The sequence below is a fragment of the Bradyrhizobium sp. USDA 4503 genome, from assembly GCF_054055815.1.
The window spans coordinates 1608248-1632412 of sequence record NZ_JBSRXS010000001.1 but is presented as its reverse complement, the minus strand read 5'-3'; the positions used below and the strand labels follow the sequence as shown (position 1 = coordinate 1632412).

Sequence of the window (24165 nt, the reverse complement as noted above, 5' to 3'; positions counted from 1 at the left end):
ATTCAGGCGCGTTTGCTCACACGTTTCCGGAGGAACCAACCGGAGAATTATCACTATGTCGCTACCCGATTTTTCTATGCGTCAGTTGCTTGAAGCTGGCGTTCACTTTGGCCACCAGGCCCACCGCTGGAATCCGAAGATGCAGGATTACATCTTCGGCGCCCGCAACAACATCCACATCATCGACCTCGCGCAGACCGTGCCGATGCTGCACCGTGCCCTGCAGGCGGTCAGCGATACCGTCGCCAAGGGCGGCCGCATCCTGTTCGTCGGCACCAAGCGCTCGGCCCAGGACGGCGTTGCCGACGCTGCCAAGCGTTCGGCGCAGTACTTTGTCAACTCGCGCTGGCTCGGCGGCACGCTGACCAACTGGAAGACGATCTCGGCCTCGATCAAGCGCCTGCGTCATCTCGACGACGTGCTGTCGTCGGGCGAAGCCAACTCCTACACCAAGAAGGAGCGGCTGACGCTGCAGCGCGAGCGCGACAAGCTCGACCGTTCGCTCGGCGGCATCAAGGACATGGGCGGCCTTCCCGACATGATCTTCGTGATCGACACCAACAAGGAAGACATCGCGATCCAGGAAGCCCAGCGGCTCAACATCCCGGTCGCGGCGATCGTCGACACCAATTCGGACCCGAAGGGCATCACCTATGTGGTGCCGGGCAATGACGACGCCGGCCGCGCGATCTCGCTGTATTGCGATCTCGTGGCGCGCGCCGCCATCGACGGCATCTCGCGCGCTCAGGGCGATTCCGGAATCGACATCGGCGCGTCGGCGACGCCCGTGCAGGAAGACCTTCCGGCGGCTGCGCCGTCCGGCTTCCAGGGCCTCGCCGGCCCGCGCGGCACCGCCGACAACCTCAAGAAGCTCACCGGCGTGTCCGGTGCGATCGAGAAGAAGCTCAACGACCTCGGCATCTTCCACTACTGGCAGCTCGCCGAGCTCGACCACGACACCGCGCACAAGATCGGCGAAGAAGTCGGTCTGCCGAGCCGTGCCGACGCCTGGGTCGCCCAGGCCAAGACGCTCGCCGAAGCGGAATAAAGGCTACGCGGCGTGGCCGGGTCTCGCCCGGCCGCCGCTTCTATTCCTCGAACAACGATCTCCCTGTCGCAGATTGCGGCGCCATCGGGCGCCGCGGTTTCTGTACAGGCAAGAAGGACATTGAACGATGGCAACGATCACAGCAGCGATGGTCAAGGAGCTCCGCGAGTCGACTGGCGCGGGCATGATGGATTGCAAGGCGGCGCTGACCGAGAACAACGGCGACATGCAGGAAGCGCAGGATTGGCTGCGCAAGAAGGGCCTCTCCAAGGCCGCCAAGAAGGCCGGCCGCGTCGCGGCCGAGGGCCTGATCGGCGCGCTGACTTCCGGCACCAAGGGCGTGCTGGTCGAGGTCAACTCGGAGACCGACTTCGTTGCGCGCAATGAGCAGTTCCAGGGCCTGGTCAAGATGATCGCCCAGGTCGCGCTGCACAACGGCGCTGACGTCGAGAAGATCAAGGCGGCCAAGGTCGGCGACGTCACCGTCGAGACCGCGATCTCCGACGCGATCGCGACCATCGGCGAGAACATGACGCTGCGCCGCGCCGCCTCGCTCGAGGTGAGCAAGGGCGTGGTGTCGAGCTATGTCCACAACGCAGTCGTCGAGGGCGCCGGCAAGATCGGCGTGATCGTGGCGCTGGAATCCGCCGGCAAGACCGACGAGCTCGCGGTGCTCGGCCGCCAGCTCGCGATGCACGTGGCGGCGGCCAAGCCGCTGGCGCTCGACCCGGCCGGGCTCGATCCGGAGACCGTCAAGCGCGAGAAGGACGTGCTGGCCGACAAGTACCGCCAGCAGGGCAAGCCGGAGAACGTCATCGAGAAGATCGTCGATTCCGGCCTGAAGACCTACTACAAGGAGGTCTGCCTGCTCGATCAGGCCTTCATCCACGACAGCGGCAAGTCGGTTGCCCAGGCGGTGAAGGAAGCTGAGGGTAAGGTCGGCGGGCCGATCAAAATCGCTGGCTTTGTGAACTATGCTCTCGGTGAGGGAATCGAGAAGCAGGAAAGCGACTTCGCCGCCGAAGTCGCGGCCGCCAGCGGCAAGAAGTAACCGCTGACACCAGGGCGTCCGGCGCTCTGCGCCGGAAGCCTGCCTGCGCGGGATAAGAAAGCGATTGCATCATGGCTGAGCCGATCTATCGTCGCGTGGTGATCAAGCTGTCCGGCGAATATCTGGCCGGCTCCCACGGGTTCGGTATCGATCAACCGACGGTCGATCGCATCGCCGACGACCTGATCGCAGCCCGCAAGCTCGGTATCGAGGTCGCCGTCGTGATCGGCGGCGGCAACATCGTCCGTGGCGTCGAGGTGTCCTCGCGCGGCGTCTCCCGGCCGACCGGCGACACCATGGGTATGCTTGCCACCATGATGAACTGCCTCGCGCTGGAGGCGGCGATCGAGCGCAAGGGAACCCCGGCGCGGACCTTGTCGGCATTCGTGATGCCGGAGATTTCCGAGCTGTTCACCCGTAGTGCAACGCACAAATATCTCGCCGAGGGACGCATCGTCCTGCTCGGCGGTGGAACCGGCAACCCGTTCTTCACGACCGACACCACCGCCGTGCTCCGCGCGGCCGAAATCGGTGCGCAGGCGGTGCTGAAGGCCACCAATGTCGACGGCGTCTACAGCGCCGATCCGAAGAAGGACCCCAAAGCCAAGCGCTTCGACCGCCTGACCCATTCGCAGGCGATCGAGGGCGGCTACAAGGTCATGGACGCGACCGCTTTCGCACTTGCCCGCGAGACGTCGCTGCCTATCATCGTGTTCTCTATCGCGGAGCCCGGTTCGATCGGTGCGATTCTGCGCGGTACCGGACACGGCACCGTCATCGCCGGCTGATTGCCGCGCCTCCGGGTCCAGATTTTGGACCCGAGGGCGTCGACAGCCGGTTTCTAGTGAAAGGGAGAAACGTCATGGCCGCAGCTGGTTTTGACATCAACGACGTGAAGCGCCGCATGCAGGGCGCCACGCAATCGCTCAAGCACGAGCTCGGCGGCCTGCGCACCGGCCGTGCCGCGGCCTCTATGTTGGAGCCGGTCCAGGTCGAGGCTTACGGCTCGCATATGCCGCTCAACCAGGTTGCCACCATTAGCGTGCCCGAGCCGCGCCTGCTCTCGGTGCAGGTCTGGGACAAGACGATGGTCAAGGCCGTGGAGAAGGCAATCGTCGACTCCAACCTCGGCCTGTCGCCGGCGACCGAAGGACAGGTGCTGCGCTTGCGGATTCCCGAACTCAACGAGGAGCGCCGCAAGGAGCTCGTCAAGGTCGCGCACAAATACGCGGAAGCGGCCAAGGTCGCGGTACGCCACGTGCGCCGCGACGGCCTCGACGTGATCAAGAAGCTCGAGAAGAATCACGAGATCTCCGAGGACGATCAGGAGCGCCTGTCGAACGAGGTGCAGAAGGCGACCGACGGCGTGATCGCCGAAGTCGATCAGCTGCTTGCCGCCAAGGAAAAGGAAATCCTGACGGTCTGAAGGCGCTACGGGAACGAGCCGATGTCGAACGCCGCCGCCCCAGCAGCTGACGGACCGGATCGCTCCGGCAGTCCGTTGCATGTGGCCATCATCATGGACGGCAACGGGCGCTGGGCCGCTTCGCGCGGCTTGCCGCGCGTCGAGGGCCATCGCCGCGGCGTCGAAGCGCTGCGCCGCGTGGTGCGTGCGGCCCATGAACTCGGCATCGTCTATCTCACCATTTTTTCTTTCAGCTCGGAAAACTGGTCGCGGCCCGCGAGCGAGATCGGCGATCTGTTCGGCCTGTTGCGCCGCTTCATCCGCAACGATCTGGCGACGCTGCATCGTGACGGGGTGCGGGTGCGCGTGATCGGCGAGCGTGACGGGCTTGACGCCGACATCTGCGCGCTGCTCAACGAGGCAGAGGAGCTGACGAAGAACAACGTCAAGCTCAGCCTTGTGGTCGCCTTCAACTATGGTTCGCGGGCGGAGATCGCCGCCGCGGCGCGGCGCCTTGCGCGCGAGGTCGCCGAAGGCAAGCGCGACGCCAACTCCATCGATGCCGACACGCTCGGGCAATATCTCGATGCGCCCGACATTCCGGATCCGGATCTGATTATCCGCACCAGCGGCGAGCAGCGTCTGTCCAACTTCCTGATGTGGCAGGCCGCCTATAGCGAACTCGTGTTCGTGCCGATTCATTGGCCGGATTTCGACAAGGCGGCGCTCGAAGGCGCGATTGCGGAATACGGCAAGCGCGAGCGCCGGTTCGGCGGGCTCGCTGCGAAAACCGGATCGTGACCGAGGGCGAGGCCGCGCCGGCGGCAGCAAACGAGCAGGGGTCGCGCAATCTCGCGATGCGCGTGATTGCGGCGCTGGTGCTGGCGCCGGTTGCGATCGCGCTGGCCTATATGGGCGGCGTCGCCTGGTCGCTCCTCGTGACATTGGCGGCGGCCGGATTGTTCGCGGAATGGCTTGTTGTCACCGGACTCGGACGCGAGCTCCGTGTCGTGGTGCCCGGCGTGGTCGCGTTGCTGCTCGCCGGACTATGCCTGATGGCCGGCCGTATCGATGCGGCCCTGATCGTGCTCGCCGCCGGTGCGGTTGTTGTGGCACTGACGTCCGGCGCGCGGCGCAACTGGGCCATTGCGGGACTGCTCTATGCGGCAGGGGCCGAGATTGCATCGGTCCTGCTGCGCCTCGACACGGCGAAGGGCTTTGCCGCGCTGATGTTCGTGTTGCTGATCGTGTGGGTCACCGATATCGGCGGCTACTTCGCGGGCCGCAGTATCGGCGGGCCGAAGCTCTGGGTGCGGGTCAGCCCGAAGAAGACATGGGCGGGCGCGGTTGGCGGCTTCGGGGCGAGCCTGCTGGTCGCTGCCGGCTTTGCCGCCTTTGAGATCGGCTCGACCGGTCCGCTCTTGATGCTCGGCGCCGTGTTGTCGGTGGTCTCGCAACTTGGCGATCTCTTCGAATCCGCGGTGAAGCGGCGGTTCGGCGTAAAGGATTCGAGTCACATCATTCCCGGTCATGGCGGCCTCCTGGACCGCCTGGACGGATTTGTTGCGGCCGTCATTGTGGCGGCGATTTTCGGCTTTCTCCGTGGTGGCGCCGATGGCGTCGGGCGCGGTCTTATGGTTTGGTGATGAGATGAGCGCAGTTCCGTTGCGTAACAACAAGGCCGCGGCGGCATCCGCCCTGCGGACTGTAACCGTCCTCGGTGCCACCGGCTCGATCGGCGACAGCACCATGGATCTGCTGCGCGGCGCGCGCGACCGCTACCGGGTCGAGGCGCTGACCGCGAACAGCAATGTCGAGGGCCTCGCCAAGCTGGCCAAGGAATTCGGCGCGCGGTTCGCCGCCATTGCCGATCCGGCGAAGCTTTCGGAGCTGAAGGACGCGCTGGCCGGAACCCGGACCGAATGCGGGGCCGGGGAGAGCGCGATCATCGAAGCGGCCGCGCGGCCGGCCGATTGGGTGATGGCGGCGGTCAGCGGCGCGGCCGGGCTGAAGCCTGCGCTTGCCGCGGTCGATCGTGGCGCCACCGTCGCGCTGGCCAACAAGGAATGCTTGGTCTGTGCCGGCGATATCTTCATGGAGCGGGCCAGGAAGGCCGGCGCCTGCATCCTGCCGGCGGACTCCGAGCACAATGCGCTGTTCCAGGCGCTGGCTTCCGGCAATCGCGAGGAACTGACGCGGGTGATCATCACCGCGTCCGGCGGCCCGTTCCGTACCTGGGCGCCCGCCGACATCGAGCAGGCGACGCTGGAACAGGCGCTGAAGCATCCCAATTGGAGCATGGGGCAGAAGATCACGATCGATTCCGCCTCGATGATGAACAAGGGTCTCGAGGTGATCGAGGCGTCCTATCTGTTCGCTTTGACGCCCGACGAAATCGACGTGCTGGTGCACCCGCAGTCGATCATCCACGGCATGGTCGAGTTCTCCGATCGCTCGGTGGTCGCCCAACTCGGCACGCCCGATATGCGGATCCCGATCGCGCATTGCCTCGGCTGGCCCGACCGCGTCGTCGGCCCGTCCGCCAAGCTCGACCTCGCCAAGATCGGACAGCTCACCTTTGAGGCGCCGGATTTTGAGCGCTTCCCGGGGCTGCGGCTGGCCTACGAGGCGTTGCGGATGGGGCACGGCGCGACGACGGTCTACAACGCTGCGAACGAGATCGCGGTCGCCGCGTTTATCGCCGGCAAGATCAAGTTCGGCGCGATCGCCCGGCTGGTCGAGGCGACGATGAACGATTGGATCAAGTCAGGGAATCAGCCACCACTGCACTCGGCGGATGATGCGATTTCCGTTGACCATATCGCGCGAAATAAAGCTGCCGCCCTATTGCCTCAAATTGCCTTAAAGGCAACCTAGAGGGTTGGGGACGGAGCCTTTGGCTCTTGTCGAGGGAAAATCGAATGCCCGAGTATTTTATTCATAGTATCAATGCGTTGAGTCATGGGCTTCTCGGTACCATCGTTCCCTTCCTCTTCGTCCTGACCATCGTCGTCTTCTTCCACGAGCTCGGCCACTTCCTGGTCGCGCGCTGGGCCGGCGTGAAGGTGTTGACGTTCTCGCTGGGCTTCGGTCCGGAGCTCGCCGGCTTCAACGACCGGCATGGCACGCGCTGGAAGATCTCGGCGATTCCGCTCGGCGGTTACGTCAAATTCTTCGGCGACGACAGCGAGGCTTCGACGCCGTCCACCGAGACGCTCGCCGCCATGACGGCGGAAGAGCGTGAAGGCAGCTTCCATCACAAATCGGTCGGAAAGCGCACCGCCATCGTTGCGGCCGGCCCGGTGGCGAACTTCATTCTCGGCGCCCTGATTTTCGCGGGCATGGCGCTCTACTACGGCAAGCCGAGCACGATTGCCCGGGTCGACGGCTTAGTGGCCGAAAGCGTCGCCGCGAACGCCGGCTTCAAGGTCGGCGATGTCGTCGTGGATATCGACGGCAGCGCGATCCAGAGCTTCGCCGACATGCAGCGGATTGTAGCTTCGAATGCTGGTTCAGAGCTTGGATTCAAGGTGAAGCGCGATGGTGCGATTGTCGCGCTCAAGGCGACGCCGGCGCTCCGGGAGGTCAAGGACCCCTTCGGCAATGCCCACCGAATCGGCGTGCTCGGAATCGAGCACAAGGCTCAGGTCGGCGAAGCGACCAGCGCCTCGGTCGGCGTGCTGGAGGCCCTCAAGATCGGCGTCGAGCAGGTTTGGTACATCATTTCCAGCACGTTCAAGTTCCTGGGGTCGCTGTTCGTTGGAACCGGCAATCCGGCCGAGGTGAGCGGCGTCATTGGAATCGCGAAGCTGTCGGGGCAGGCCGCGAGCGCCGGGTTCCAGTTCGTGATCAACCTTTGCGCCATCCTGTCGGTCTCGATCGGCCTGCTGAACCTGTTTCCGATCCCGCTTTTGGATGGCGGACACCTGCTTTTCTACAGCGCGGAGGCGCTGCGGGGACGCCCGCTCTCGGAGCGGACGCAGGAGGTGGGTTTCCGAATCGGGCTGGGTCTGGTCCTGATGCTGATGGTGTTTGCGACGTATAACGACATCCTCAGGATCGCCGGGTCCTGAAACGGGCTTTTTTGTGGCGTTGCCAATGGGCAACGTCTTGGAACGAAAATGGAAATGTTCAGCTCTAGTAAGTTTGCCCCCTTGGCAAATTTGGTTACAAGCTGAGCGGCAGGTTGGGAATCTGTCGGGTCGTTGGGGAACGATCTGGCATCGTTAAGATAAGGGCGCATTGCGCATGATGTTTGGAATGCGAGTGAGGGGGGGGCTGTTCGCCGCCTTGGTCATGTTCGCCGCGCCGGTGGTTGCCACCTTGGCGACCGTAGCTGTGTCTGTGCCTGCGTCGGCGCAGACCGTCGATTCGATCACGGTGGAGGGGAACCGCCGTGTCGAGCTTGAAACCATCCGCTCCTACTTCCATCCCGGACCGGGCGGTCGGCTGGCCCAGGCCCAGATCGACGACGGTCTGAAGGCGCTGATCGAGACCGGCCTGTTTCAGGACGTCCATATCGACCAGCGGGGCGGGCGCCTCGTCGTGGTCGTGGTCGAGAACCCGGTGATCGGCCGCGTTGCCTTCGAGGGCAACAAGAAGATCAAGGACGAGCAGCTCACCGCTGAAGTTCAGTCCAAGCCGCGCGGCACGTTCTCGCGCCCGATGGTCCAGTCGGACGCCCTGCGCATCGCCGAAATCTACCGTCGGTCCGGCCGCTATGACGTGCGGGTCAATCCGCAGATCATCGAGCAGCCGAACAACCGCGTCGACCTGATCTTCGAGGTCAATGAAGGCGTGAAGACCGGCGTCCGGTCGATCGAGTTCATCGGCAACAGCGCCTATTCGGCGTCCCGTCTGCGCGACGTCATCAAGACCCGCGAATCGAACATCCTGAGCTTCCTCGGCGGCAACGACGTCTACGATCCCGACCGGGTCGAGGCCGATCGCGACCTGCTGCGTCGCTTCTATCTCAAGAACGGCTATGCCGACGTCCAGGTCGTGGCCGCGCTGACCGAATACGATCCCGAGAAGAAGGGCTTCCTGGTTACCTTCAAGATCGAGGAAGGCCAGCAGTACCGCGTCGCGTCGGTCAACTATACGTCGTCGATCGCAACGCTCGACCCGAACGCGCTGCGCACCTACTCGCGCGTCAATGTCGGCTCGCTCTACAACGCCGAGGCGCTGGAGAAGTCGGTCGAGGAGATGCAGATCGAGGCATCGCGCCGCGGCTACGCCTTCGCGGTGGTCCGGCCGCGCGGTGATCGCAACTTCGACAACCACACGGTGTCGATCACCTTCGCTATCGACGAAGGTCCGCGCACCTATATCGAGCGCATCAACATCCGCGGCAACAGCCGTACCCGCGACTACGTGATCCGCCGCGAGTTCGATATCTCGGAAGGCGACGCCTACAACCGTGCGCTGGTCGACCGCGCCGAGCGTCGGCTGAAGAACCTCGACTTCTTCAAGACGGTGAAGATCACCACCGAGCCGGGCTCATCCAGCGATCGCGTCATCCTGATCGTCGATCTCGAGGAGAAGTCGACCGGTGACTTCTCGGTGTCGGGCGGTTATTCGACCACCGACGGCGCGCTGGCCGAAGTCAGCGTCTCCGAGCGCAACCTGCTCGGCCGCGGCCTGTACGCGAAGGCGTCGGTGACCTACGGCCAGTATGCCCGCGGCTACTCGCTGTCGTTCGTCGAGCCCTATCTGCTCGACTACCGCGTCGCGCTCGGCCTCGACCTCTATCAGCGCCAGCAGCTGTCCAACAGCTACATCGCCTACGGCACCAAGACGCTGGGGTTCAGCCCGCGGCTCGGCTTCAGCCTGCGGGAAGATCTCTCGCTGCAGCTGCGCTACTCGATCTACCAGCAGGAAATCACCCTGCCGTCGACGCTGAACAACTGTAACAACGTGCCGACCCTGCCGGATGGAACGCCCAACCCCGCGTTCAATCCGAGCCCGGCCTATGCGAACCTGAACGGGATCAGCCTGGTGTCGACCAATGGTCTCGGCTGCTTCTTTGACGGCGAAGCCTCGCTGCCGGTCCGCAAGGAGCTGGCGGGCGGCAAGACCCTTACGTCGGCGCTGGGTTACACGCTCAACTACAACACGCTCGACAACAACAAGAACCCGACCGACGGTCTGATCGTCGACTTCAAGCAGGACTTCGCCGGTGTTGGCGGTGACGTCAGCTACATCAAGACCGCGATCGACGCGAAGTACTACACCCCGCTGGTCTCCGACATCGTCGGCGTGATCCACGCCCAGGGCGGCATCCTGAACAAGCTCGGGACTTCGGATCTGCGCATGCTCGATCACTTCCAGATGGGCCCGAACCTGGTCCGCGGCTTCGCGCCGAACGGTATCGGTCCGCGTGACATCAACCCGTACGGCACCATGGACGCCATCGGCGGCACCAAGTACTGGGGCGTGTCGGCGGAACTGCAGATGCCGTTCTGGTTCCTGCCGAAGGAAGTCGGGCTCAAGGGCGCGGTCTATGCCGACGCCGGCGGGCTGTACGACTACCAGGGCCCGACCTCGTGGGCGGCGACCGGCGAAGTCAACGTGCCTGGCTGTGTCAGGCCGACGAACAATCCGCCGTCTCCGGGTACGTGCCTTGGCCTGAGCTACGACGACAGCAAGGTTGTCCGCACCTCGGTCGGTGTCGGCCTGATCTGGCAGTCACCGTTCGGCCCGCTGCGCTTCGACTACGCGGTGCCGCTGACCAAGGGTGCGTTTGACCGCACGCAAGAATTCCGGTTTGGCGGCGGTACGACGTTCTAAGACCGATTGCCAACCGGACTGCGACGGATGGAATGGCGCAGCCGATCTTCTACAAGAGTCCTCCTTCGTCATCGCTGGCTGAAATAGCCGCGCTGACGAAGGCGCAACTGGTCGACCCCGAAAGGGGCGCGCTTCAGATCAGGGGGCTGGCCTCGCTCGACGAGGCCGGTCCGATGCATCTCGCCTTTTTCGACAATCTGAAATACGCCGACCAGCTTGCCGCGACCAAGGCCGGGGCGTGTCTGGTCAGCCCGCGCTTCGAGGCGCAGGTGCCGAAGGGCACGGCCGTGCTGCGGGCGGCGAAGCCGTTCCAGGTGTTCGTCGAGCTCGCCCGCGAATGGCACGCCGATGCCCTGCGGCCGCAATCCTGGTTCGACACCGAGGGGATCGCGCCGTCGGCGATCATCGATCCCACCGCGCGCCTCGAGGACGGCGTCATCGTCGATCCGCTGGTCGTGATCGGCCCGCGGGTCGAGATCGGCTCGGGCACCATCATCGGCGCCGGCGCGGTGATCGGGGCCGATGTCAAGATCGGCCGCGACTGCAATGTCGGCGCCAAGACCACCATTCAGTTCGCGCTGATCGGCAACAACGTCCTGATCCATCCCGGCTGCAATATCGGCCAGGACGGCTACGGCTTCATCTTCTTCGGGCCGGCCGGCCATGTGAAGGTGCCGCAGACCGGCCGCGTGGTGATCCAGAACAATGTCGAGGTCGGCGCCGCCTCGACCATCGACCGCGGTTCCCTGCGCGACACCGTGATCGGCGAGGGCACCAAAATCGACAATCAGGTCCAGATCGGCCACAATGTGACGATCGGCCGGCACTGCCTGCTGGCGGCCCAGATCGGGCTCGCCGGCAGCCTGACCATTGGCGACAATGTCGCGCTCGGCGCCAAGGTGGGCATCAACAACCACCTCAAGATCGGCGACGGCGCCCAGGTGACGGCGATGAGCGCGGTCAAGGACGATATCCCGGCCAACGGTCGGTGGGGCGGGCATTTCGCCAAGCCGACCAAGCAGTGGTTCAGGGAAATTATCGCAGTGGAGCGTCTGGTGCGCGACAACGAAGCCAAAGGTGAGGGGCAGGAGTGATGGAGGAGGCACCGGTCAAATTCGAGCTGGTGGATATCAACGATATCCTGAAGACGCTTCCGCATCGCTTTCCGATGTTGCTGATCGACCGGGTGATCAAGATCCGCACCGACTACAGCGGCATCGGCATCAAGAACGTCACCTTCAACGAGCCGCCGTTCCAGGGCCACTTCCCGGACCGCCCGGTCTACCCCGGCGTGATGATGATCGAGGCGATGGCCCAGACCGCCGGCGTCATCGGCATCAAGTCGGTCGAGGGCACCGAGAAGCCGCGCGCGGTGTATTTCCTCACCATCGACAAGTGCAAGTTCAGGAAGCCGGTGATGCCCGGCGACACCATCGAGTATCACATGCGCTCGCTCGGCCGGCGCAAGACGATGTGGTGGTTTCACGGCGATGCCAAGGTCAACGGCCAGGTCGTCGCCGAGGCCGATGTCGGTGCGATGCTGACGGATTAGTCCGCGCCGGGCTCAAGACGTTGAGCAGGTGTAGCGGCCGTCCGCGCCCGCGATCCGCAGGACGCGATTGAGGAAGATGCCCATCGACGGTGCGTTCATCAGCGCGTCGTAGGTTTCGGCAGGGACGCCGCAATAATGCTGGTAGCTGCCTCTGACCGCCACCAGCAGCGCGCGCTGATCCGTGCTGTAGCAGACCCGCTGGACGATCGTGCTGCGGTTGATGTCGCGGCATTCGAAGCTCGAGAGGTCGACCGCCGTGCTGTTGCCGAGATCGACCGTCTCCGGGCCGATTGGCGCAGAGAGCAGGCTGAGGATCAGCGCGGCGGCCCGGACCATGGTTCGGTTGCGACCTTCTCTTGCAACAGGCCGTCATCATACGTCACTGGACAGGGCGGGCAAAGTCGCGCTAACGACCGCCCCAATCGACAGCCTGGCGCCTCGATAGCACCTTGGCGCCATTAACGAATTCCGGACCGAAACTTCATGAGCATGATCGACCCGACTGCGCGGATTGCCGATGGCGCTGTGATCGGGGCCGGCACCGAGATCGGTCCGTACTGCATCGTCGGCCCCAACGTCGTGCTCGGTGAGAACTGCAAGCTGATCGCGCATGTCACGATCAGCGGGCATACCAGGATCGGCGCCGGCTGCATCATCTCGCCGTTCGCAGCGCTCGGCGGGCCGCCGCAGGATCTCAGCTATCGCGGCGAGCCGACCCGCCTCGAAGTCGGCGAAGCCTGCACGATCCGCGAGGGCGTGACGATGAATGTCGGCACGGTCAAGGGCGGCGGGCTCACGCGCGTCGGCGATCGCGGCTTCTTCATGAACAACAGCCATGTCGGCCATGACTGCATGGTCGGCAATGGCGTGATCTTCGCGACGTCGGCAACGCTCGGCGGCCACTGCGAGATCGGCGACTTCGTCTATATCGGCGGCCTGTCGGCTGTGCACCAGTTCACCCGCGTCGGCTCGCAGGTGATGATCGGCGGCGTCTGCGGCGTGCGCGGCGACATCATCCCGTTCGGCCTCGCCAACGGTCAGTACGCGGTTCTCGAAGGACTCAACATCATCGGCATGCGGCGCCGCCAGTTCACCAAGGCGCGGCTGGCGACGGTGCGCGCGTTCTATCAAAAGCTGTTCCACGGCCCCGGCATCTTCGCCGAGCGGCTCGCTTCGGTGCAGCCGCTGGCGGGCGAGGATCCGGCGATTGCGGAAATCCTGGCCTTCATCGAGGGCGGCAAGCTGCGCCCGCTCTGCCTTCCCGCCGATACCAATTGAGCAGGGGATGGCCGCCAGCATGACGTCAGCGGCTCCCTCGCTTTCCTCGCCGGTCGGCGTCATCGCCGGCGGCGGCGCCATGCCGTTCGCGGTCGCCGACTCCCTGGTTGCGCGCGGCATCACGCCAGTGCTGTTCGCGCTGCGCGGCGCCTGCGATCCGGCGCGCGCGCAGCGGTTTCGTCACCGCTGGATCTCGGTCGGCCAGCTCGGGCGGGCGACCCGGCTGTTCCGCGACGAAGGCTGCCGCGATCTGATCTTCATCGGCACCCTGGTGCGGCCCGCGCTGTCGGAGATCCGGCTCGACTGGGGCACGCTGCGCCTGCTCGGCCACGTCGTGCGCGCATTTCGCGGCGGCGACGATCATTTGCTGTCGAGCGTTGGCCGCATCCTCGAGCAGCAGGGCTTCCGCATGGTCGGGATCAAGGATGTCGCGCCCGATCTGTTGATGCCGGAGGGCGCCGTGACGCGCGCGGCGCCCGACAGCACGGCGCTCGCCGACATCGCGCGCGGACGCGGCGTGCTTGACGCGCTCGGCCCGTTCGACATCGGTCAGGCGGCCGTGGTGATCGACGGTCATGTGGTAGCGGTCGAGGATATCGAGGGTACCGACGGGCTGCTCGCGCGCGTCGCGCGGCTGCGCGCCGAGGGTCGCATTCGCGCCAAGGCCGGCCGCGGCGTGCTGGTGAAGGCTCCGAAGAGCCGGCAGGATCTGCGCTTCGATCTGCCGACCATCGGCCCGCGGACGGTCGAGGGCGCGGCAGCAGCCGGTATCGCCGGCATCGCCGTGATCGCCGGCAATACGCTGGCCGCCGAGCCGCAGGCCTTGGTCGAGGCCGCCGACGCCAGGGGGCTGTTTGTCATCGGGCTGGCGGGCTGATGCAGCTGCGCAGCCCCAGCACCGCTCGCAAGATCTTCCTCATCGCGACCGAGGAATCCGGCGACCGCCTCGGCGCGGCACTGATGCAGGTGCTGCGCCAGCGGCTCGGCGATGCCGTGCAGTTTTCCGGCGTCGGCGGCCGGGCGATGACTGCTCAGGGAATCGTCCCGCTGTTTCCGATCGAAGAGCTCTCGATCATGGGCTTTGCCGCCGTCGTGAAGCAATTGCCGAGAATCTTGCGATTGATCCGGCGCACCGCCGATGCCGTGCTCGCCGACGCGCCTGACATGCTCGTCATCATCGACAGCCCCGATTTCACCCACCGCGTCGCCCGTCGTGTCCGCGCCCGCAATCCGAACATTCCGATCGTCGACTACGTGTCGCCGTCGGTCTGGGCCTGGCGGCCGGGCAGGGCGCGCGCGATGCGGGGCTATGTCGACCACGTGCTCGCGCTGCTGCCGTTCGAGCCGGAGGAATATCGCAAGCTGCAGGGACCGCCGTGCAGCTATGTCGGCCACCCCCTGACCGAGCAGCTCGCCTCGCTGCGGCCGAACGAGGACGAGCAGAAGCGGCGCGATGCGCAGCCTCCGGTGCTGTTGGTGCTGCCCGGAAGCCGGCGCAGCGAGATCAGGCATCATCTGGCGCTGTTCGGCACCGCGCTCGGCCAGCTCAACAAGCAAACGCCGTTCGAGCTCGTGCTTCCCACCATGCCGCATCTCGAGGCGATGGTGCGCGAGGGAGTCGCGTCGTGGCCGGTGGTGCCGCGGCTCGCGATCGGCGAGACCGAGAAGCGCGCCGCGTTCCGTGTCGCCCGCGCTGCGCTCGCGAAGTCGGGCACGGTGACGCTGGAGCTCGCGCTGTCAGGGATTCCCATGGTGACGGCCTATCGCGTCGGCGCCGCCGAGGCGTTCATCCTGCGCCGCGCGATCCGGGTGTCCTCGGTGATCCTCGCCAATCTCGTGATCGGCAGCGATATCATTCCCGAGTTCCTGCAGGAGGACTGCACGCCGGACAAGCTCGCGGCGGCGCTGGGCGACGTGCTTGCGGATTCGCCCGATCGTCTGCGGCAGCTCGTGGGGTTCGCGACGATGGACGGGAAGATGTCGACCGGCGACCAGCCGCCGAGCGTCCGCGCCGCCGACATCGTGCTGGCGGAAATGGGCCGCCGTTCGGCCTAGCCAATCGATCGTGTCCTCGTTCAGTTCAGTGGCGACATCCCGCCGCAAGGATCTCGCTTGCGCTGAATATTTAGACCGTCCTAATATTAGCAATAGCTAATATTAGGACGGAGCATGCCATGAAGATCGACCCGGTCGCCTATCTCGGAGCCGTGATTCGCGAAGTCGCCTTCCGGGAACGCGACGGCAAGCCGGCCCGGGCGGTGATCGCGACCCGCAGCTACGACACCGACATTGCCGATCTCTGGGATGTGCTGACCAACCCCGAACGCATTCCGCGCTGGTTCCTGCCGGTCTCGGGCGACCTGAGGCTTGGCGGCCGCTATCAGTTCCAGGGCCATGCGGGCGGCGAGATCACGACGTGTGAGCCACCGCGCCGGCTTGCCGTCACGTGGGAGTCCATGGGCACGGTCAGCTGGGTTAGCGTCACGCTGGCCGAGAATGGCCCGGACGCCACGCGCCTGGAATTGGAACACCTCTCGGTGATCGAGGGCGACTTCTGGGACCGCTACGGGGCCGGTGCGGTCGGCGTCGGCTGGGATCTCGCGCTGCTAGGGCTCGCGCTCTATCTGGCCATGCCGCCCGGCGAGGAATTCGACCGCGCCGCCGCGTCCGCCTGGCCAGCCACCGGCGACGGCAAGGAATTCATCCGCCGCGCCAGCGAGGACTGGTGCAGGGCCTCGATCGCGGCGGGCACCGAGGAGGCTGCGGCGCGCAGATCGGCCGCAAACACCACGGCGGCCTATTGCGGCGAGCCGGAGCCGGGGAGCGGAGGCTAGAGCATGATCCGGAAAAGTGTGAAGCGGTTTTCCCTCGCGACAAACGCGAAGCGTTTGCGCGGAGATCATGCTCAAGCAAAGAGCTAAAGCGGGATGACGATGCAGTCTCATCGCGCTTTAGCGACCTTGCACGCCTTCGACATCCTCGGCGATCCCGTCCGCCGGCGCATCCTGGAACTGCTTGCGACCGGCGAGCACAGTTCGGGCGACGTCGTTGCGGTCGTGCAGCGCGAGTTCGGCATCACCCAGTCGGCGGTGTCGCAGCAGCTGCGGATCTTGCGCGACGCCGGTTTCGCGTCGGTGCGCGCCGAGGGCACGCGCCGCATCTATGCGGTCGAGCCGGCGCGGCTGCGCGAGGTCGACGACTGGCTCGACCGGTTCAGGGCGTTCTGGCTGCCGCGCCTTGACGCGATCGCGACCGAAGTCGCGCGGGGCAAACGAAAACGGCGCCATCAGGAATGATGGCGCCGTCCCGGATTCTCTTCAGCGATGCAGCTTACTTGCGCTTGTCGATCTGCACATAGTCGCGGCGTGCGACGCCGGTGTAGAGCTGGCGCGGACGGCCGATCTTCTGCTGCGGGTCCTCGATCATCTCGCTCCACTGGCTGATCCAGCCGACGGTGCGGGCGACCGCGAACAACACGGTGAACATCGAGACCGGGAAGCCCATCGCCTTCAGCGTGATGCCCGAATAGAAGTCGACGTTCGGATAGAGCTTGCGATCGATGAAGTAGGGATCGCTGAGCGCGATCTTCTCGAGCTCCATCGCGACCTTGAGCATCGGATCGTCGCCGTGGCCGGTCTCCTTCAGCACCGCGTGACACATCTTCTGCATGATCTTGGCGCGCGGATCGTAGTTCTTGTAGACGCGGTGGCCGAAGCCCATCAGGCGAACTTCGCTGTTCTTGTCCTTCACCTTGGCGATGAAGTCCGGAATGTTTTCGACCTTGCCGATGCCGTAGAGCATGTTGAGCGCGGCCTCGTTGGCGCCGCCATGCGCCGGGCCCCACAGGCAGGCGATGCCTGCCGCGATGCAGGCGAACGGGTTGGCGCCCGACGAGCCGGCGATGCGTACCGTCGAGGTCGAGGCGTTCTGCTCGTGGTCGGCGTGCAGGATGAAGATCTTGTCGAGCGCGTCGGCGAGCACCGGGTTGATCTTGTAGTCCTCGCAGGGCACCGCGAAGCACATGTTGAGGAAGTTCTCGGCAAACGAGAGCGAGTTCTTCGGATACACGAAGGGCTGGCCGACCGTGTACTTGTAGGCCATCGCCGCCAGCGTCGGCACCTTCGCGATCATCCGCATCGAGGCGATCATGCGCTGACGCGGATCGTTGATGTCGGTGGAGTCGTGATAGAACGCGGCGAGCGCGCCGACGGCGGCGACCATGATCGCCATCGGATGAGCGTCGCGGCGGAAGCCCTGGAAGAACCGCGCCATCTGCTCATGCACCATCGTGTGATGGATCACGCGATGGTCGAAGTCCTTCTTCTGCGCCGGGGTCGGAAGATCCCCGTACAGCAGCAGGTAGCAGGTCTCGAGGAAGTCGCCGTGCTCGGCGAGCTGCTCGATCGGATAGCCACGGTACTCGAGCACGCCGGCGTCGCCGTCGATGTAGGTGATCTTCGACTGGCAGCTGCCGGTCGAGGTGAAGCCGGGGTCGTAGGTGAACACCCCGGCCTGGCCGTAGAGCTTGGCGATGTCGATGACATCAGGCCCAACCGTGCCGCTCAGGATCGGGAAATCGTAGTTCTTGTTGCCGATGGTGAGTGTGGCTGTCTTGCTGGATTTTGCGTCCATCGTGATATCCCCGATGAATTCGTTGCGAAAACCGACCTTGCCCAGTCGCTAAATTGCGGCCCATGGCGGGGCGGAACGGCTTGTGGAGAAAGCGTCCGGGATTGGGTAGCTCATTGCCATGTGCGCTGCAAGATGGACCCTGGAGGGGGTCCATGCAGGATCACGCCGCCTGATCGGCGAGGCGGGCAAGGCACTCCTGGCGTCCCAGCACGGCCAGCACGTCGAATATGCCCGGCGACGTCGTGCGTCCCGTCAGTGCTACCCGCAGCGGCTGGGCGACGGCGCCGAGTTTCAGATTGTTCTGCTCGGCGAAATTCCGCATCGCGGTCTCGGTGGTTTCCGCCGTCCAGTCGTTGACGGCTTCCAGCGCGGTGCGCAGGCGGCCGATCAACGCGCGCGTTTCCGGCGTCAGCAGCGCCACAGCTTTCGGATCGAGCGCGAGCGGACGATCGGCGAAGATGAAATAGGCGCCGGCGATCAGCTCGATCAGCGTCTTGGCGCGCTCCTTCAGGCTCGGCATCGCCCGCAGCAATTGCGCGCGGGTGGTGTCGTTGAGCTTGGCCTTCAGCGCGGCACCCTCGGGAACATAATCCAGCACGCTCTCGAACTGGGTCACGAGGGATTGATCGTCGCTCTGCCGGATATAGTGGCCGTTGAGGTTCTCCAGCTTGGCGAAATCAAACCGCGCCGCAGAGCGGCCGATGCCCGAGAGGTCGAACGCGTCGATCATCTCCTGGGTCGAGAAGATCTCCTGATCGCCATGGCTCCAGCCGAGCCGGACCAGGTAGTTGCGCAAGGCGGCCGGCAGGTAGCCGAGCGCGCGGTAGGCGTCGACGCCGAGCGCGCCATGGCGCTTCGACAGTTTCGAGCCGTCGGGACCGTGGATCAGCGGAATGTGGGACATGCTCGGCAGTTCCCACTCCAGCGCGTCGTAGATCTGCTTCTGACGCGCGGCGTTGATCAGGTGGTCGTCGCCACGGATGATGTGAGTGACGCCCATATCGTGGTCGTCGACCACGACCGCGAGCATGTAGGTCGGGGTGCCGTCGCCGCGCAGCAGGACGAGGTCGTCGAGGTTCTCGTTCTGCCAGACCACGCGGCCCTGCACCTGGTCCTCGATCACGGTTTCGCCGGTCTGCGGCGCCTTGAGGCGGATGGTCGGCTTGATGCCGTCGGGCGCCGTGGCCGGATCGCGGTCGCGCCACATGCCGTCATAGAGGCGGGTGCGGCCCTCGGCGCGCGCCTTCTCGCGCATCGCGGTGAGCTCTTCCGGCGAGGCATAGCAGTAATAGGCGCGCCCGGCGGCGAGCAGGCTCTCGGCGACCTCGCGATGGCGGGCAGCGCGGCTGAACTGGTAGATGACCTCGCCGTCCCAATCGAGCTCGAGCCACTTCAGGCCGTCCAGGATGGCGTCGATCGCCTCCTTGGTCGAGCGCTCACGGTCGGTGTCCTCGATCCGGAGCAGCATCTTGCCGCCGAGCTTCCTGGCATAGAGCCAGTTGAACAGCGCGGTGCGGGCACCTCCGATATGGAGGAAGCCGGTCGGTGAGGGGGCGAAGCGGGTAACGACGGGTTTGGTCATGATCGAGCGAGACGTATGCTGAGACGGCGGTGGTGTATATCAGGAACCGGACATAACTAAACCCCCGGCTGACCTTTTGCCCACCAAACCAGGCCTCAAACCAGACTTGAAACCAGGCTTGAAACCAGACTTGGCCGGACGGCACGAATTTGGCAGAAGGTTGAGCTGACTCCTCCAGGGAACCCTTTGATGACGACTGACACGACGGCAGAGGCAGGGCGCGACTTCATCCGCGACATCGTCCAGGCCGATCTCTCCTCCCACAAGCACAACCGGATCGTGACCCGTTTCCCGCCGGAGCCGAACGGCTACCTGCACATCGGTCACGCCAAGTCGATCGCCCTGAATTTCGGCATCGCGCAGGAGTTCGGCGGCCAGTGCAATTTGCGCTTCGACGACACCAATCCGACCAAGGAGGAGCAGGAGTACATCGACTCCATCCAGGCCGACGTCCATTGGCTCGGCTACGACTGGGGAGCCAACCTGTTCTATGCGTCGGACTATTTCGAGCGCCTGTACGATTGGGCCGAGGGCCTGATCAAGGCCGGCTATGCCTATGTCGACGATCAGTCCCAGGAGGAGATCCGCACTTCCCGCGGCACGCTGACCGAGCCTGGCAAGAACTCGCCGTTCCGCGACCGCTCGGTCGAGGAGAACCTCGACCTGTTCCGCCGCATGAAGGCCGGGGAGTTCTCGAATGGCGCCCGCGTGCTGCGCGCCAAGATCGACATGGCCGCGGGCAACATCAACCTGCGCGACCCGGTGCTCTACCGCATCTTGCACGCCCATCATCCGCGCACCGGCGACAAATGGTCGATCTATCCGAGCTACGATTACGCGCACGGCCAGTCGGACGCGATCGAGGGCATCACCCATTCGATCTGTACGCTGGAGTTCGAGGATCACCGCCCGCTCTATGAGTGGCTGCTCGACAAGCTGCCGGTGCCTTCGAAGCCGCGCCAGTACGAAATGGCACGGCTCAACCTGACCTATACGCTGCTGTCCAAGCGCGTGCTGACCCAGCTCGTCCGTGACGGCCATGTCTCGGGCTGGGACGATCCGCGCATGCCGACCATTGCCGGCTTGAAGCGGCGCGGCGTGCCGCCGGCCGCTGTGCGCGAATTCATCAAGCGCATCGGCGTCGCCAAGGCCAACAGCGTGGTCGATGTCGGGATGCTCGAATTCTGCATCCGCGAGGAGCTGAACCGCACGGCGCTGCGCCGGATGGCGGTGCTGCGGCCGCTCAAGGTGGTGATCGAGAATTATCCGGAAGGGCAGGTCGAGGAGATCGAGGCGATCAACCATCCCGACAATCCGGAAGCCGGCACCCGCAAGATCGGGTTCGGCCGCGAGCTCTATATCGAGCGCGACGACTTCATGGAGAATCCGCCGAAGAAGTTCTACCGCCTCTCGCCCGGCAACGAGGTGCGGCTGCGCTATGCCTACTTCATCAAATGCACCGGCGTGGTGAAGAACGACGCCGGCGAGATCGTCGAACTCCGCGCGACCTACGATCCCCTAACCAAGGGCGGCAACGCGCCCGACGGCCGCAAGGTCAAGGCGACGATGCACTGGTTGCCGGCGGCGCAGTCGAAGCCGGCGGAGGTCCGTATCTACAACCAGCTGTTCGCCAATCCGAGCCCGAACGCGGCCGATTTCGCCGCCGACCTCAATCCGCAGTCGCTCGAAGTGCTGAAGGATGCGCGCGTCGAGCCGGCGATCGCCGAGAGCAATTCGCCCGATCCGGTGCAGTTCGAGCGGCAGGGCTATTTCGTGCGCGATGCGGATTCGACGCCGGACCGGCTGGTGTTCAACCGCACCATCGGCCTGCGCGACACCTTCGCCAAGGAAGTCGGCGGCAAGGGCTAGCCGAAAGGAAGCGCGTCCCGAGCGGACAAGCGGACGGGGGGATCGATGCCTGACGAATCCGACGAGATTGCCTCCGCCATCATTGCCAGATGGTCGGCGGGTTTCAGCAGGCTCGATGCGAATGCGTTAAGCGCGCTCTATTCGAAGAGCGCGTTCTTCTTCGGCTCGAACCCGACGCTGTATCGCGGCCGCGACGGCGTCAAAGCCTACTTTGACGGTCTGCCGCGCTGGCGCGCGCCGCGCGTTCAATTCAGCGATGTCAGGGCAGAGCGGGTCAACGCCGATCTCGTCAACATGGCGGGCATCGCGTCATTCTTCCTCGACGGCGATGCGCCCTCGCTCGCCGTCAAGATCACCTGGGTGATCGCGCGCGAGGACGGCGACTGGAAGATCGTCTGCCACCACGTCTCGTCGCAGACGCCGCTGATCTAGGCTCAGCGCTGGAGCTGACGCAAAAAGTCGAGGGCCGGCGGGCCCTCGTAGTCAGGGAGAGTGCGCGGGGCCGGGCGCCTCGCGGCTGCACCCAACTCGCAGGCTATCCGGATCGCGCTGCATTGCGAGGAGGGACCAAGGTCGTAGGCTGCGGAGCGCGGCTTCCGGGCGCCCGGACGGTCGTCGGCTTGCGGATCAGCAGCGGCAACACATCGCAGGTCGGACAGATGCTTTTTTGTCCGCGCCGCACCATGTCTTCGGAAGAAGGAGGTGAGGATCATGCGCATTCAACACTGGCAGGATGCTGCCAGCCTGTTGGTAGGCGCCTGGCTGGTCGCATCGCCGTTTGCACTGGGCTTCTCCGGTGCAGCTCTCTGGATCTCCATCGCGCTCGGATTGGGCGTCGTGCTGTTCGCCCTGGAGGCATTCATCATTCCGTCCTATCTGGAGGAATGGGGCGAGATGCTGATGGGGTTGGCTCTGGTGGTGGCACCCTGGACGTTCGGCTACCAGCAGGGATCGGTCACGACGAGCAGCGTGCTCGCCGGCGTCGTGGTGATCGTGCTCGCGTGCTGGGAGCTGACGATGGATCGTGATTTCGCCACCTGGTGGCACGATCGCTGGCATCACCGGGCTGGCTGAGAGGAAGCTGACTGAGACGTTGGCCTGACCGCCAACCAAAGGCGGCCGGAGCGGGGATTTGCGTGGCGCGGGATCCCCTCTGCCGCCCGATGCAGGTTCTACAGAGACATCACGCCAGAGACGGCGGGTACGGGACGATTCAGAAGCGTCGTCCCGCACGCGCTGGACGGCGGCCATGGCGCCTGCAGGGTGAGAGCGTTTTCGAGCGACGTGGATACCGGTTCGCGTAAGGAAAACGCGTCAAAACGAGATTCCAGGGCTCCGTTCCGATCCCGTCGGAACGGAGCTGTAGTCGCCCGTCAGCAAGGTGACTCCGTCACGATGCGGCTTTCGCCTCGATCTGCTCCCAAATTCTGGTCTTGCGTGTCTCGGGCATGATGAAAACGGCGATCACGAAGCACACTGCGGGAACGACAATCGGGTAGATCAGCGCATAGCCGATGCTGCCGGTCGCCGCGAAGGCGGCTGATGTGATGAACGGCACCAATCCGCCGCCCCAACCATTGCCGATATGATACGGCACCGAGACCGAGGTGTACCTGATCCTGGCCGGGAAAAACTCCGCCAAGAACGCGCCGACCGGCCCGTACACCATCCCGACATAGCAGACGAGGATGAAGATGATGAAGACGGCGACCGGATAGTTGATGTGTCCCGGCTGCGTGACCATGCCGAGCCACAGATACAGCGGATAGTAGGTGATCGCGGCAAGCAGCATTCCTCCGAGGATCACGGACTTGCGGCCGATCTGATCCGACAGCCAACCAAAGAAGATCAGGCTCGGCGTTGCGATCAACAATGCGGCTCCCACGATGTAGGCCGAGGTAACCGCATCGACCTTGGAGACCTGCTGCAGGAAGTACAGTGCCCAGAATTGACCACTGTACCAGACCACGCCCTGTCCAATCAGGACGACGATAGCGATCAGGATGTACTTGATGTTGGCGCTGAGGAAGGCTTCCCGCCAGGGATTCCTGGTCATCTGTCCCTGTGCCTTGATCTCCTGGAAAATCGGCGTCTCCTGGAGCTGCAGGCGGATGTAGATGGCGATGGCCACCAGCACGAACGAGACCAGGAACGGTACGCGCCACGCCCATTCGTCAAAGGCCTGATTGCCGGCCCAGGTTCGGGTCAGAACGATCACCGCCAGCGACACCACGATCCCGAGCGTCGGCGAGGTTTGTAGCCAGCCCGTGTAGTAGCCGCGGCTGTCGTCCGGAACATGCTCGGCGACGTAGGTGATGGCGCCGCCATATTCGCCGCCCAGGCAGAGACCCTGGATCATCCGCAAGCCGAACAGAACGAATGCGGCCGTCAGGCCGATCGACTGATAAGTTGGGATCAGTCCGATCGCTCCCGTTCCCAGGCCCATTCCGCTCAGCGTAATGAGGAATGTATATTTGCGGCCGACCCGATCGCCCATCCATCCGAACAGGAAGGCCCCCAGCGGGCGGATCAGGAATCCCGCAGTGAACAGCGCGATCGTGCTCAGCAGGGCTGCGACGGGGTGGGATTGCTCAAAGAACTTGACCGAAAGAACGGCGGCCAGGCTGCCAAAAATATAAAAGTCGTACCATTCAATGATGTTTCCCACTGACGCAGCGACAATCACGCGGCGAAAATCGCTTGGTACTTGAATTGCCATGTGCTGCTCCTCTCAAATGCAAACGCTACTCCTCGCGTTTTTCAGCGATCTATCCGCTCGCGGAGTGCGCGTGGTGCACGGCGTTACAGGCGAGATTTGCGCGTTCGTCCGCAACGCCTGATCTCAGGGGAGTTGTGGCCACCTGAGAGGAGCTCCAGCGGCCTTCAAGTGCCGCGAGCCGTCACTGCCTCATCTCCGTCTCTTCGGGAGCGGAGGCATCACGACAGTCTATTCCTAATG

The 24165-nt window shown here is 64.6% G+C and carries 23 protein-coding genes; 19 read left to right on the top strand and 4 right to left on the bottom strand.

Going from position 1 to position 24165, the window contains the following annotated elements:
* The first annotated feature begins 55 nt into the window (after window positions 1–55).
* From ACVMIH_RS07835 to fabZ, 11 genes are all read left to right on the top strand, one after another.
* Window positions 56–1048, top strand: coding sequence for a 30S ribosomal protein S2 (locus tag ACVMIH_RS07835; RefSeq protein WP_057016493.1), 993 nt, complete (start codon window positions 56–58; stop codon window positions 1046–1048).
* 127 nt (window positions 1049–1175) lie between these two features.
* Window positions 1176–2099 (top strand): translation elongation factor Ts, encoded by a 924-nt coding sequence (gene tsf, locus ACVMIH_RS07830; protein ID WP_057016494.1) that lies wholly within the window; start codon window positions 1176–1178, stop codon window positions 2097–2099.
* Window positions 2100–2170: 71 nt separating this feature from the next.
* Window positions 2171–2887 (top strand): UMP kinase, encoded by a 717-nt coding sequence (gene pyrH, locus ACVMIH_RS07825; RefSeq protein WP_057016495.1) that lies wholly within the window; start codon window positions 2171–2173, stop codon window positions 2885–2887.
* A 74-nt stretch (window positions 2888–2961) separates the two neighbouring features.
* On the top strand, window positions 2962–3525 hold the full coding sequence (gene frr / locus ACVMIH_RS07820; protein WP_028334007.1) for a ribosome recycling factor: 564 nt from the start codon (window positions 2962–2964) through the stop codon (window positions 3523–3525).
* A 21-nt stretch (window positions 3526–3546) separates the two neighbouring features.
* Window positions 3547–4305: an isoprenyl transferase gene (locus ACVMIH_RS07815; protein ID WP_057016496.1), complete on the top strand. Its 759-nt coding sequence runs from the start codon at window positions 3547–3549 to the stop codon at window positions 4303–4305.
* Window positions 4302–5150, top strand: a complete 849-nt coding sequence (locus ACVMIH_RS07810) for a phosphatidate cytidylyltransferase (RefSeq protein ID WP_168855889.1) — start codon at window positions 4302–4304, stop codon at window positions 5148–5150. The genes ACVMIH_RS07815 and ACVMIH_RS07810 overlap by 4 nt, the downstream gene beginning before the upstream one ends.
* A gap of 4 nt (window positions 5151–5154) precedes the next feature.
* Window positions 5155–6381: a 1-deoxy-D-xylulose-5-phosphate reductoisomerase gene (gene dxr, locus ACVMIH_RS07805; RefSeq protein WP_225159012.1), complete on the top strand. Its 1227-nt coding sequence runs from the start codon at window positions 5155–5157 to the stop codon at window positions 6379–6381.
* Window positions 6382–6425: 44 nt separating this feature from the next.
* Window positions 6426–7577 (top strand): RIP metalloprotease RseP, encoded by a 1152-nt coding sequence (rseP, locus tag ACVMIH_RS07800; RefSeq protein WP_028339659.1) that lies wholly within the window; start codon window positions 6426–6428, stop codon window positions 7575–7577.
* Between the two features lie 175 nt (window positions 7578–7752).
* A complete protein-coding gene (gene bamA, locus ACVMIH_RS07795; protein WP_057016498.1) occupies window positions 7753–10293 on the top strand; it encodes an outer membrane protein assembly factor BamA in 2541 nt (846 codons plus the stop codon).
* A gap of 32 nt (window positions 10294–10325) precedes the next feature.
* Window positions 10326–11387, top strand: coding sequence for a UDP-3-O-(3-hydroxymyristoyl)glucosamine N-acyltransferase (gene lpxD, locus ACVMIH_RS07790; RefSeq protein ID WP_057016499.1), 1062 nt, complete (start codon window positions 10326–10328; stop codon window positions 11385–11387).
* Window positions 11387–11845: a 3-hydroxyacyl-ACP dehydratase FabZ gene (gene fabZ / locus ACVMIH_RS07785; protein WP_016841580.1), complete on the top strand. Its 459-nt coding sequence runs from the start codon at window positions 11387–11389 to the stop codon at window positions 11843–11845. The genes lpxD and fabZ overlap by 1 nt, the downstream gene beginning before the upstream one ends.
* A 12-nt stretch (window positions 11846–11857) precedes the next feature.
* Here the strand turns inward: fabZ and ACVMIH_RS07780 are convergent, their stop codons facing one another.
* Window positions 11858–12181 carry a KTSC domain-containing protein gene (locus ACVMIH_RS07780; RefSeq protein ID WP_057016500.1) on the bottom strand — a complete coding sequence of 108 codons (324 nt, stop codon included), beginning with the start codon at window positions 12179–12181 and terminating at the stop codon, window positions 11858–11860.
* A 147-nt stretch (window positions 12182–12328) separates the two neighbouring features.
* Between ACVMIH_RS07780 and lpxA the strand changes: the two genes are divergently transcribed.
* From lpxA to ACVMIH_RS07755, 5 genes are all read left to right on the top strand, one after another.
* Entirely contained in the window at window positions 12329–13123 is a 795-nt protein-coding gene (gene lpxA, locus ACVMIH_RS07775) for an acyl-ACP--UDP-N-acetylglucosamine O-acyltransferase (RefSeq protein ID WP_028334015.1), read from the top strand.
* Window positions 13124–13142: 19 nt separating this feature from the next.
* Window positions 13143–14000 (top strand): LpxI family protein, encoded by an 858-nt coding sequence (locus ACVMIH_RS07770; protein ID WP_038377445.1) that lies wholly within the window; start codon window positions 13143–13145, stop codon window positions 13998–14000.
* The gene (gene lpxB, locus ACVMIH_RS07765) at window positions 14000–15178 is read left to right on the top strand and encodes a lipid-A-disaccharide synthase (protein ID WP_057016501.1); all 1179 of its coding nucleotides are present in this window, start codon (window positions 14000–14002) and stop codon (window positions 15176–15178) included. Before ACVMIH_RS07770 ends, lpxB begins: the two co-directional genes overlap by 1 nt.
* A 119-nt stretch (window positions 15179–15297) precedes the next feature.
* Window positions 15298–15957, top strand: coding sequence for an SRPBCC family protein (locus ACVMIH_RS07760; RefSeq protein WP_456861164.1), 660 nt, complete (start codon window positions 15298–15300; stop codon window positions 15955–15957).
* A gap of 93 nt (window positions 15958–16050) precedes the next feature.
* Window positions 16051–16419 carry an ArsR/SmtB family transcription factor gene (locus ACVMIH_RS07755; protein ID WP_246786912.1) on the top strand — a complete coding sequence of 123 codons (369 nt, stop codon included), beginning with the start codon at window positions 16051–16053 and terminating at the stop codon, window positions 16417–16419.
* Window positions 16420–16453: 34 nt separating this feature from the next.
* Here the strand turns inward: ACVMIH_RS07755 and gltA are convergent, their stop codons facing one another.
* Together gltA and gltX are read right to left on the bottom strand one after the other, a co-directional pair.
* Window positions 16454–17755: a citrate synthase gene (gltA, locus tag ACVMIH_RS07750; protein ID WP_028339667.1), complete on the bottom strand. Its 1302-nt coding sequence runs from the start codon at window positions 17753–17755 to the stop codon at window positions 16454–16456.
* A gap of 160 nt (window positions 17756–17915) precedes the next feature.
* Window positions 17916–19337, bottom strand: a complete 1422-nt coding sequence (gltX, locus tag ACVMIH_RS07745; protein ID WP_028334021.1) for a glutamate--tRNA ligase — start codon at window positions 19335–19337, stop codon at window positions 17916–17918.
* A 189-nt stretch (window positions 19338–19526) separates the two neighbouring features.
* On the opposite strand from gltX, the gene ACVMIH_RS07740 reads away from it, so the two are divergent.
* The 3 genes from ACVMIH_RS07740 (at window position 19527) to ACVMIH_RS07730 (ending at window position 22280) form a co-directional block, all read left to right on the top strand.
* Complete coding sequence (locus ACVMIH_RS07740) at window positions 19527–21206, top strand: glutamine--tRNA ligase/YqeY domain fusion protein (protein ID WP_456861162.1); 1680 nt, start codon at window positions 19527–19529, stop codon at window positions 21204–21206.
* 45 nt (window positions 21207–21251) lie between these two features.
* Window positions 21252–21638, top strand: a complete 387-nt coding sequence (locus tag ACVMIH_RS07735; RefSeq protein WP_057016505.1) for a YybH family protein — start codon at window positions 21252–21254, stop codon at window positions 21636–21638.
* Window positions 21639–21917: 279 nt separating this feature from the next.
* Window positions 21918–22280: an SPW repeat domain-containing protein gene (locus ACVMIH_RS07730; protein WP_076825399.1), complete on the top strand. Its 363-nt coding sequence runs from the start codon at window positions 21918–21920 to the stop codon at window positions 22278–22280.
* A 316-nt stretch (window positions 22281–22596) separates the two neighbouring features.
* On the opposite strand, the gene ACVMIH_RS07725 is transcribed toward ACVMIH_RS07730, so the two are convergent.
* On the bottom strand, window positions 22597–23925 hold the full coding sequence (locus tag ACVMIH_RS07725) for an MFS transporter (protein ID WP_057016507.1): 1329 nt from the start codon (window positions 23923–23925) through the stop codon (window positions 22597–22599).
* Between the last annotated feature and the right edge of the window lie 240 nt (window positions 23926–24165).

Bases quoted from the DNA above. Each gene is read 5' to 3' on its own strand.
- ACVMIH_RS07835 (WP_057016493.1), top strand. From the start codon at position 56: ATGTCGCTACCCGATTTTTCTATGCGTCAGTTGCTTGAAGCTGGCGTT.
- tsf (WP_057016494.1), top strand. From the start codon at position 1,176: ATGGCAACGATCACAGCAGCGATGGTCAAGGAGCTCCGCGAGTCGACT.
- pyrH (WP_057016495.1), top strand. From the start codon at position 2,171: ATGGCTGAGCCGATCTATCGTCGCGTGGTGATCAAGCTGTCCGGCGAA.
- frr (WP_028334007.1), top strand. From the start codon at position 2,962: ATGGCCGCAGCTGGTTTTGACATCAACGACGTGAAGCGCCGCATGCAG.
- ACVMIH_RS07815 (WP_057016496.1), top strand. From the start codon at position 3,547: ATGTCGAACGCCGCCGCCCCAGCAGCTGACGGACCGGATCGCTCCGGC.
- dxr (WP_225159012.1), top strand. From the start codon at position 5,155: ATGAGCGCAGTTCCGTTGCGTAACAACAAGGCCGCGGCGGCATCCGCC.
- rseP (WP_028339659.1), top strand. From the start codon at position 6,426: ATGCCCGAGTATTTTATTCATAGTATCAATGCGTTGAGTCATGGGCTT.
- bamA (WP_057016498.1), top strand. From the start codon at position 7,753: ATGATGTTTGGAATGCGAGTGAGGGGGGGGCTGTTCGCCGCCTTGGTC.
- lpxD (WP_057016499.1), top strand. From the start codon at position 10,326: ATGGCGCAGCCGATCTTCTACAAGAGTCCTCCTTCGTCATCGCTGGCT.
- fabZ (WP_016841580.1), top strand. From the start codon at position 11,387: ATGGAGGAGGCACCGGTCAAATTCGAGCTGGTGGATATCAACGATATC.
- ACVMIH_RS07780 (WP_057016500.1), bottom strand. From the start codon at position 12,181: ATGGTCCGGGCCGCCGCGCTGATCCTCAGCCTGCTCTCTGCGCCAATC.
- lpxA (WP_028334015.1), top strand. From the start codon at position 12,329: ATGAGCATGATCGACCCGACTGCGCGGATTGCCGATGGCGCTGTGATC.
- ACVMIH_RS07770 (WP_038377445.1), top strand. From the start codon at position 13,143: ATGACGTCAGCGGCTCCCTCGCTTTCCTCGCCGGTCGGCGTCATCGCC.
- lpxB (WP_057016501.1), top strand. From the start codon at position 14,000: ATGCAGCTGCGCAGCCCCAGCACCGCTCGCAAGATCTTCCTCATCGCG.
- ACVMIH_RS07760 (WP_456861164.1), top strand. From the start codon at position 15,298: ATGAAGATCGACCCGGTCGCCTATCTCGGAGCCGTGATTCGCGAAGTC.
- ACVMIH_RS07755 (WP_246786912.1), top strand. From the start codon at position 16,051: ATGACGATGCAGTCTCATCGCGCTTTAGCGACCTTGCACGCCTTCGAC.
- gltA (WP_028339667.1), bottom strand. From the start codon at position 17,755: ATGGACGCAAAATCCAGCAAGACAGCCACACTCACCATCGGCAACAAG.
- gltX (WP_028334021.1), bottom strand. From the start codon at position 19,337: ATGACCAAACCCGTCGTTACCCGCTTCGCCCCCTCACCGACCGGCTTC.
- ACVMIH_RS07740 (WP_456861162.1), top strand. From the start codon at position 19,527: ATGACGACTGACACGACGGCAGAGGCAGGGCGCGACTTCATCCGCGAC.
- ACVMIH_RS07735 (WP_057016505.1), top strand. From the start codon at position 21,252: ATGCCTGACGAATCCGACGAGATTGCCTCCGCCATCATTGCCAGATGG.
- ACVMIH_RS07730 (WP_076825399.1), top strand. From the start codon at position 21,918: ATGCGCATTCAACACTGGCAGGATGCTGCCAGCCTGTTGGTAGGCGCC.
- ACVMIH_RS07725 (WP_057016507.1), bottom strand. From the start codon at position 23,925: ATGGCAATTCAAGTACCAAGCGATTTTCGCCGCGTGATTGTCGCTGCG.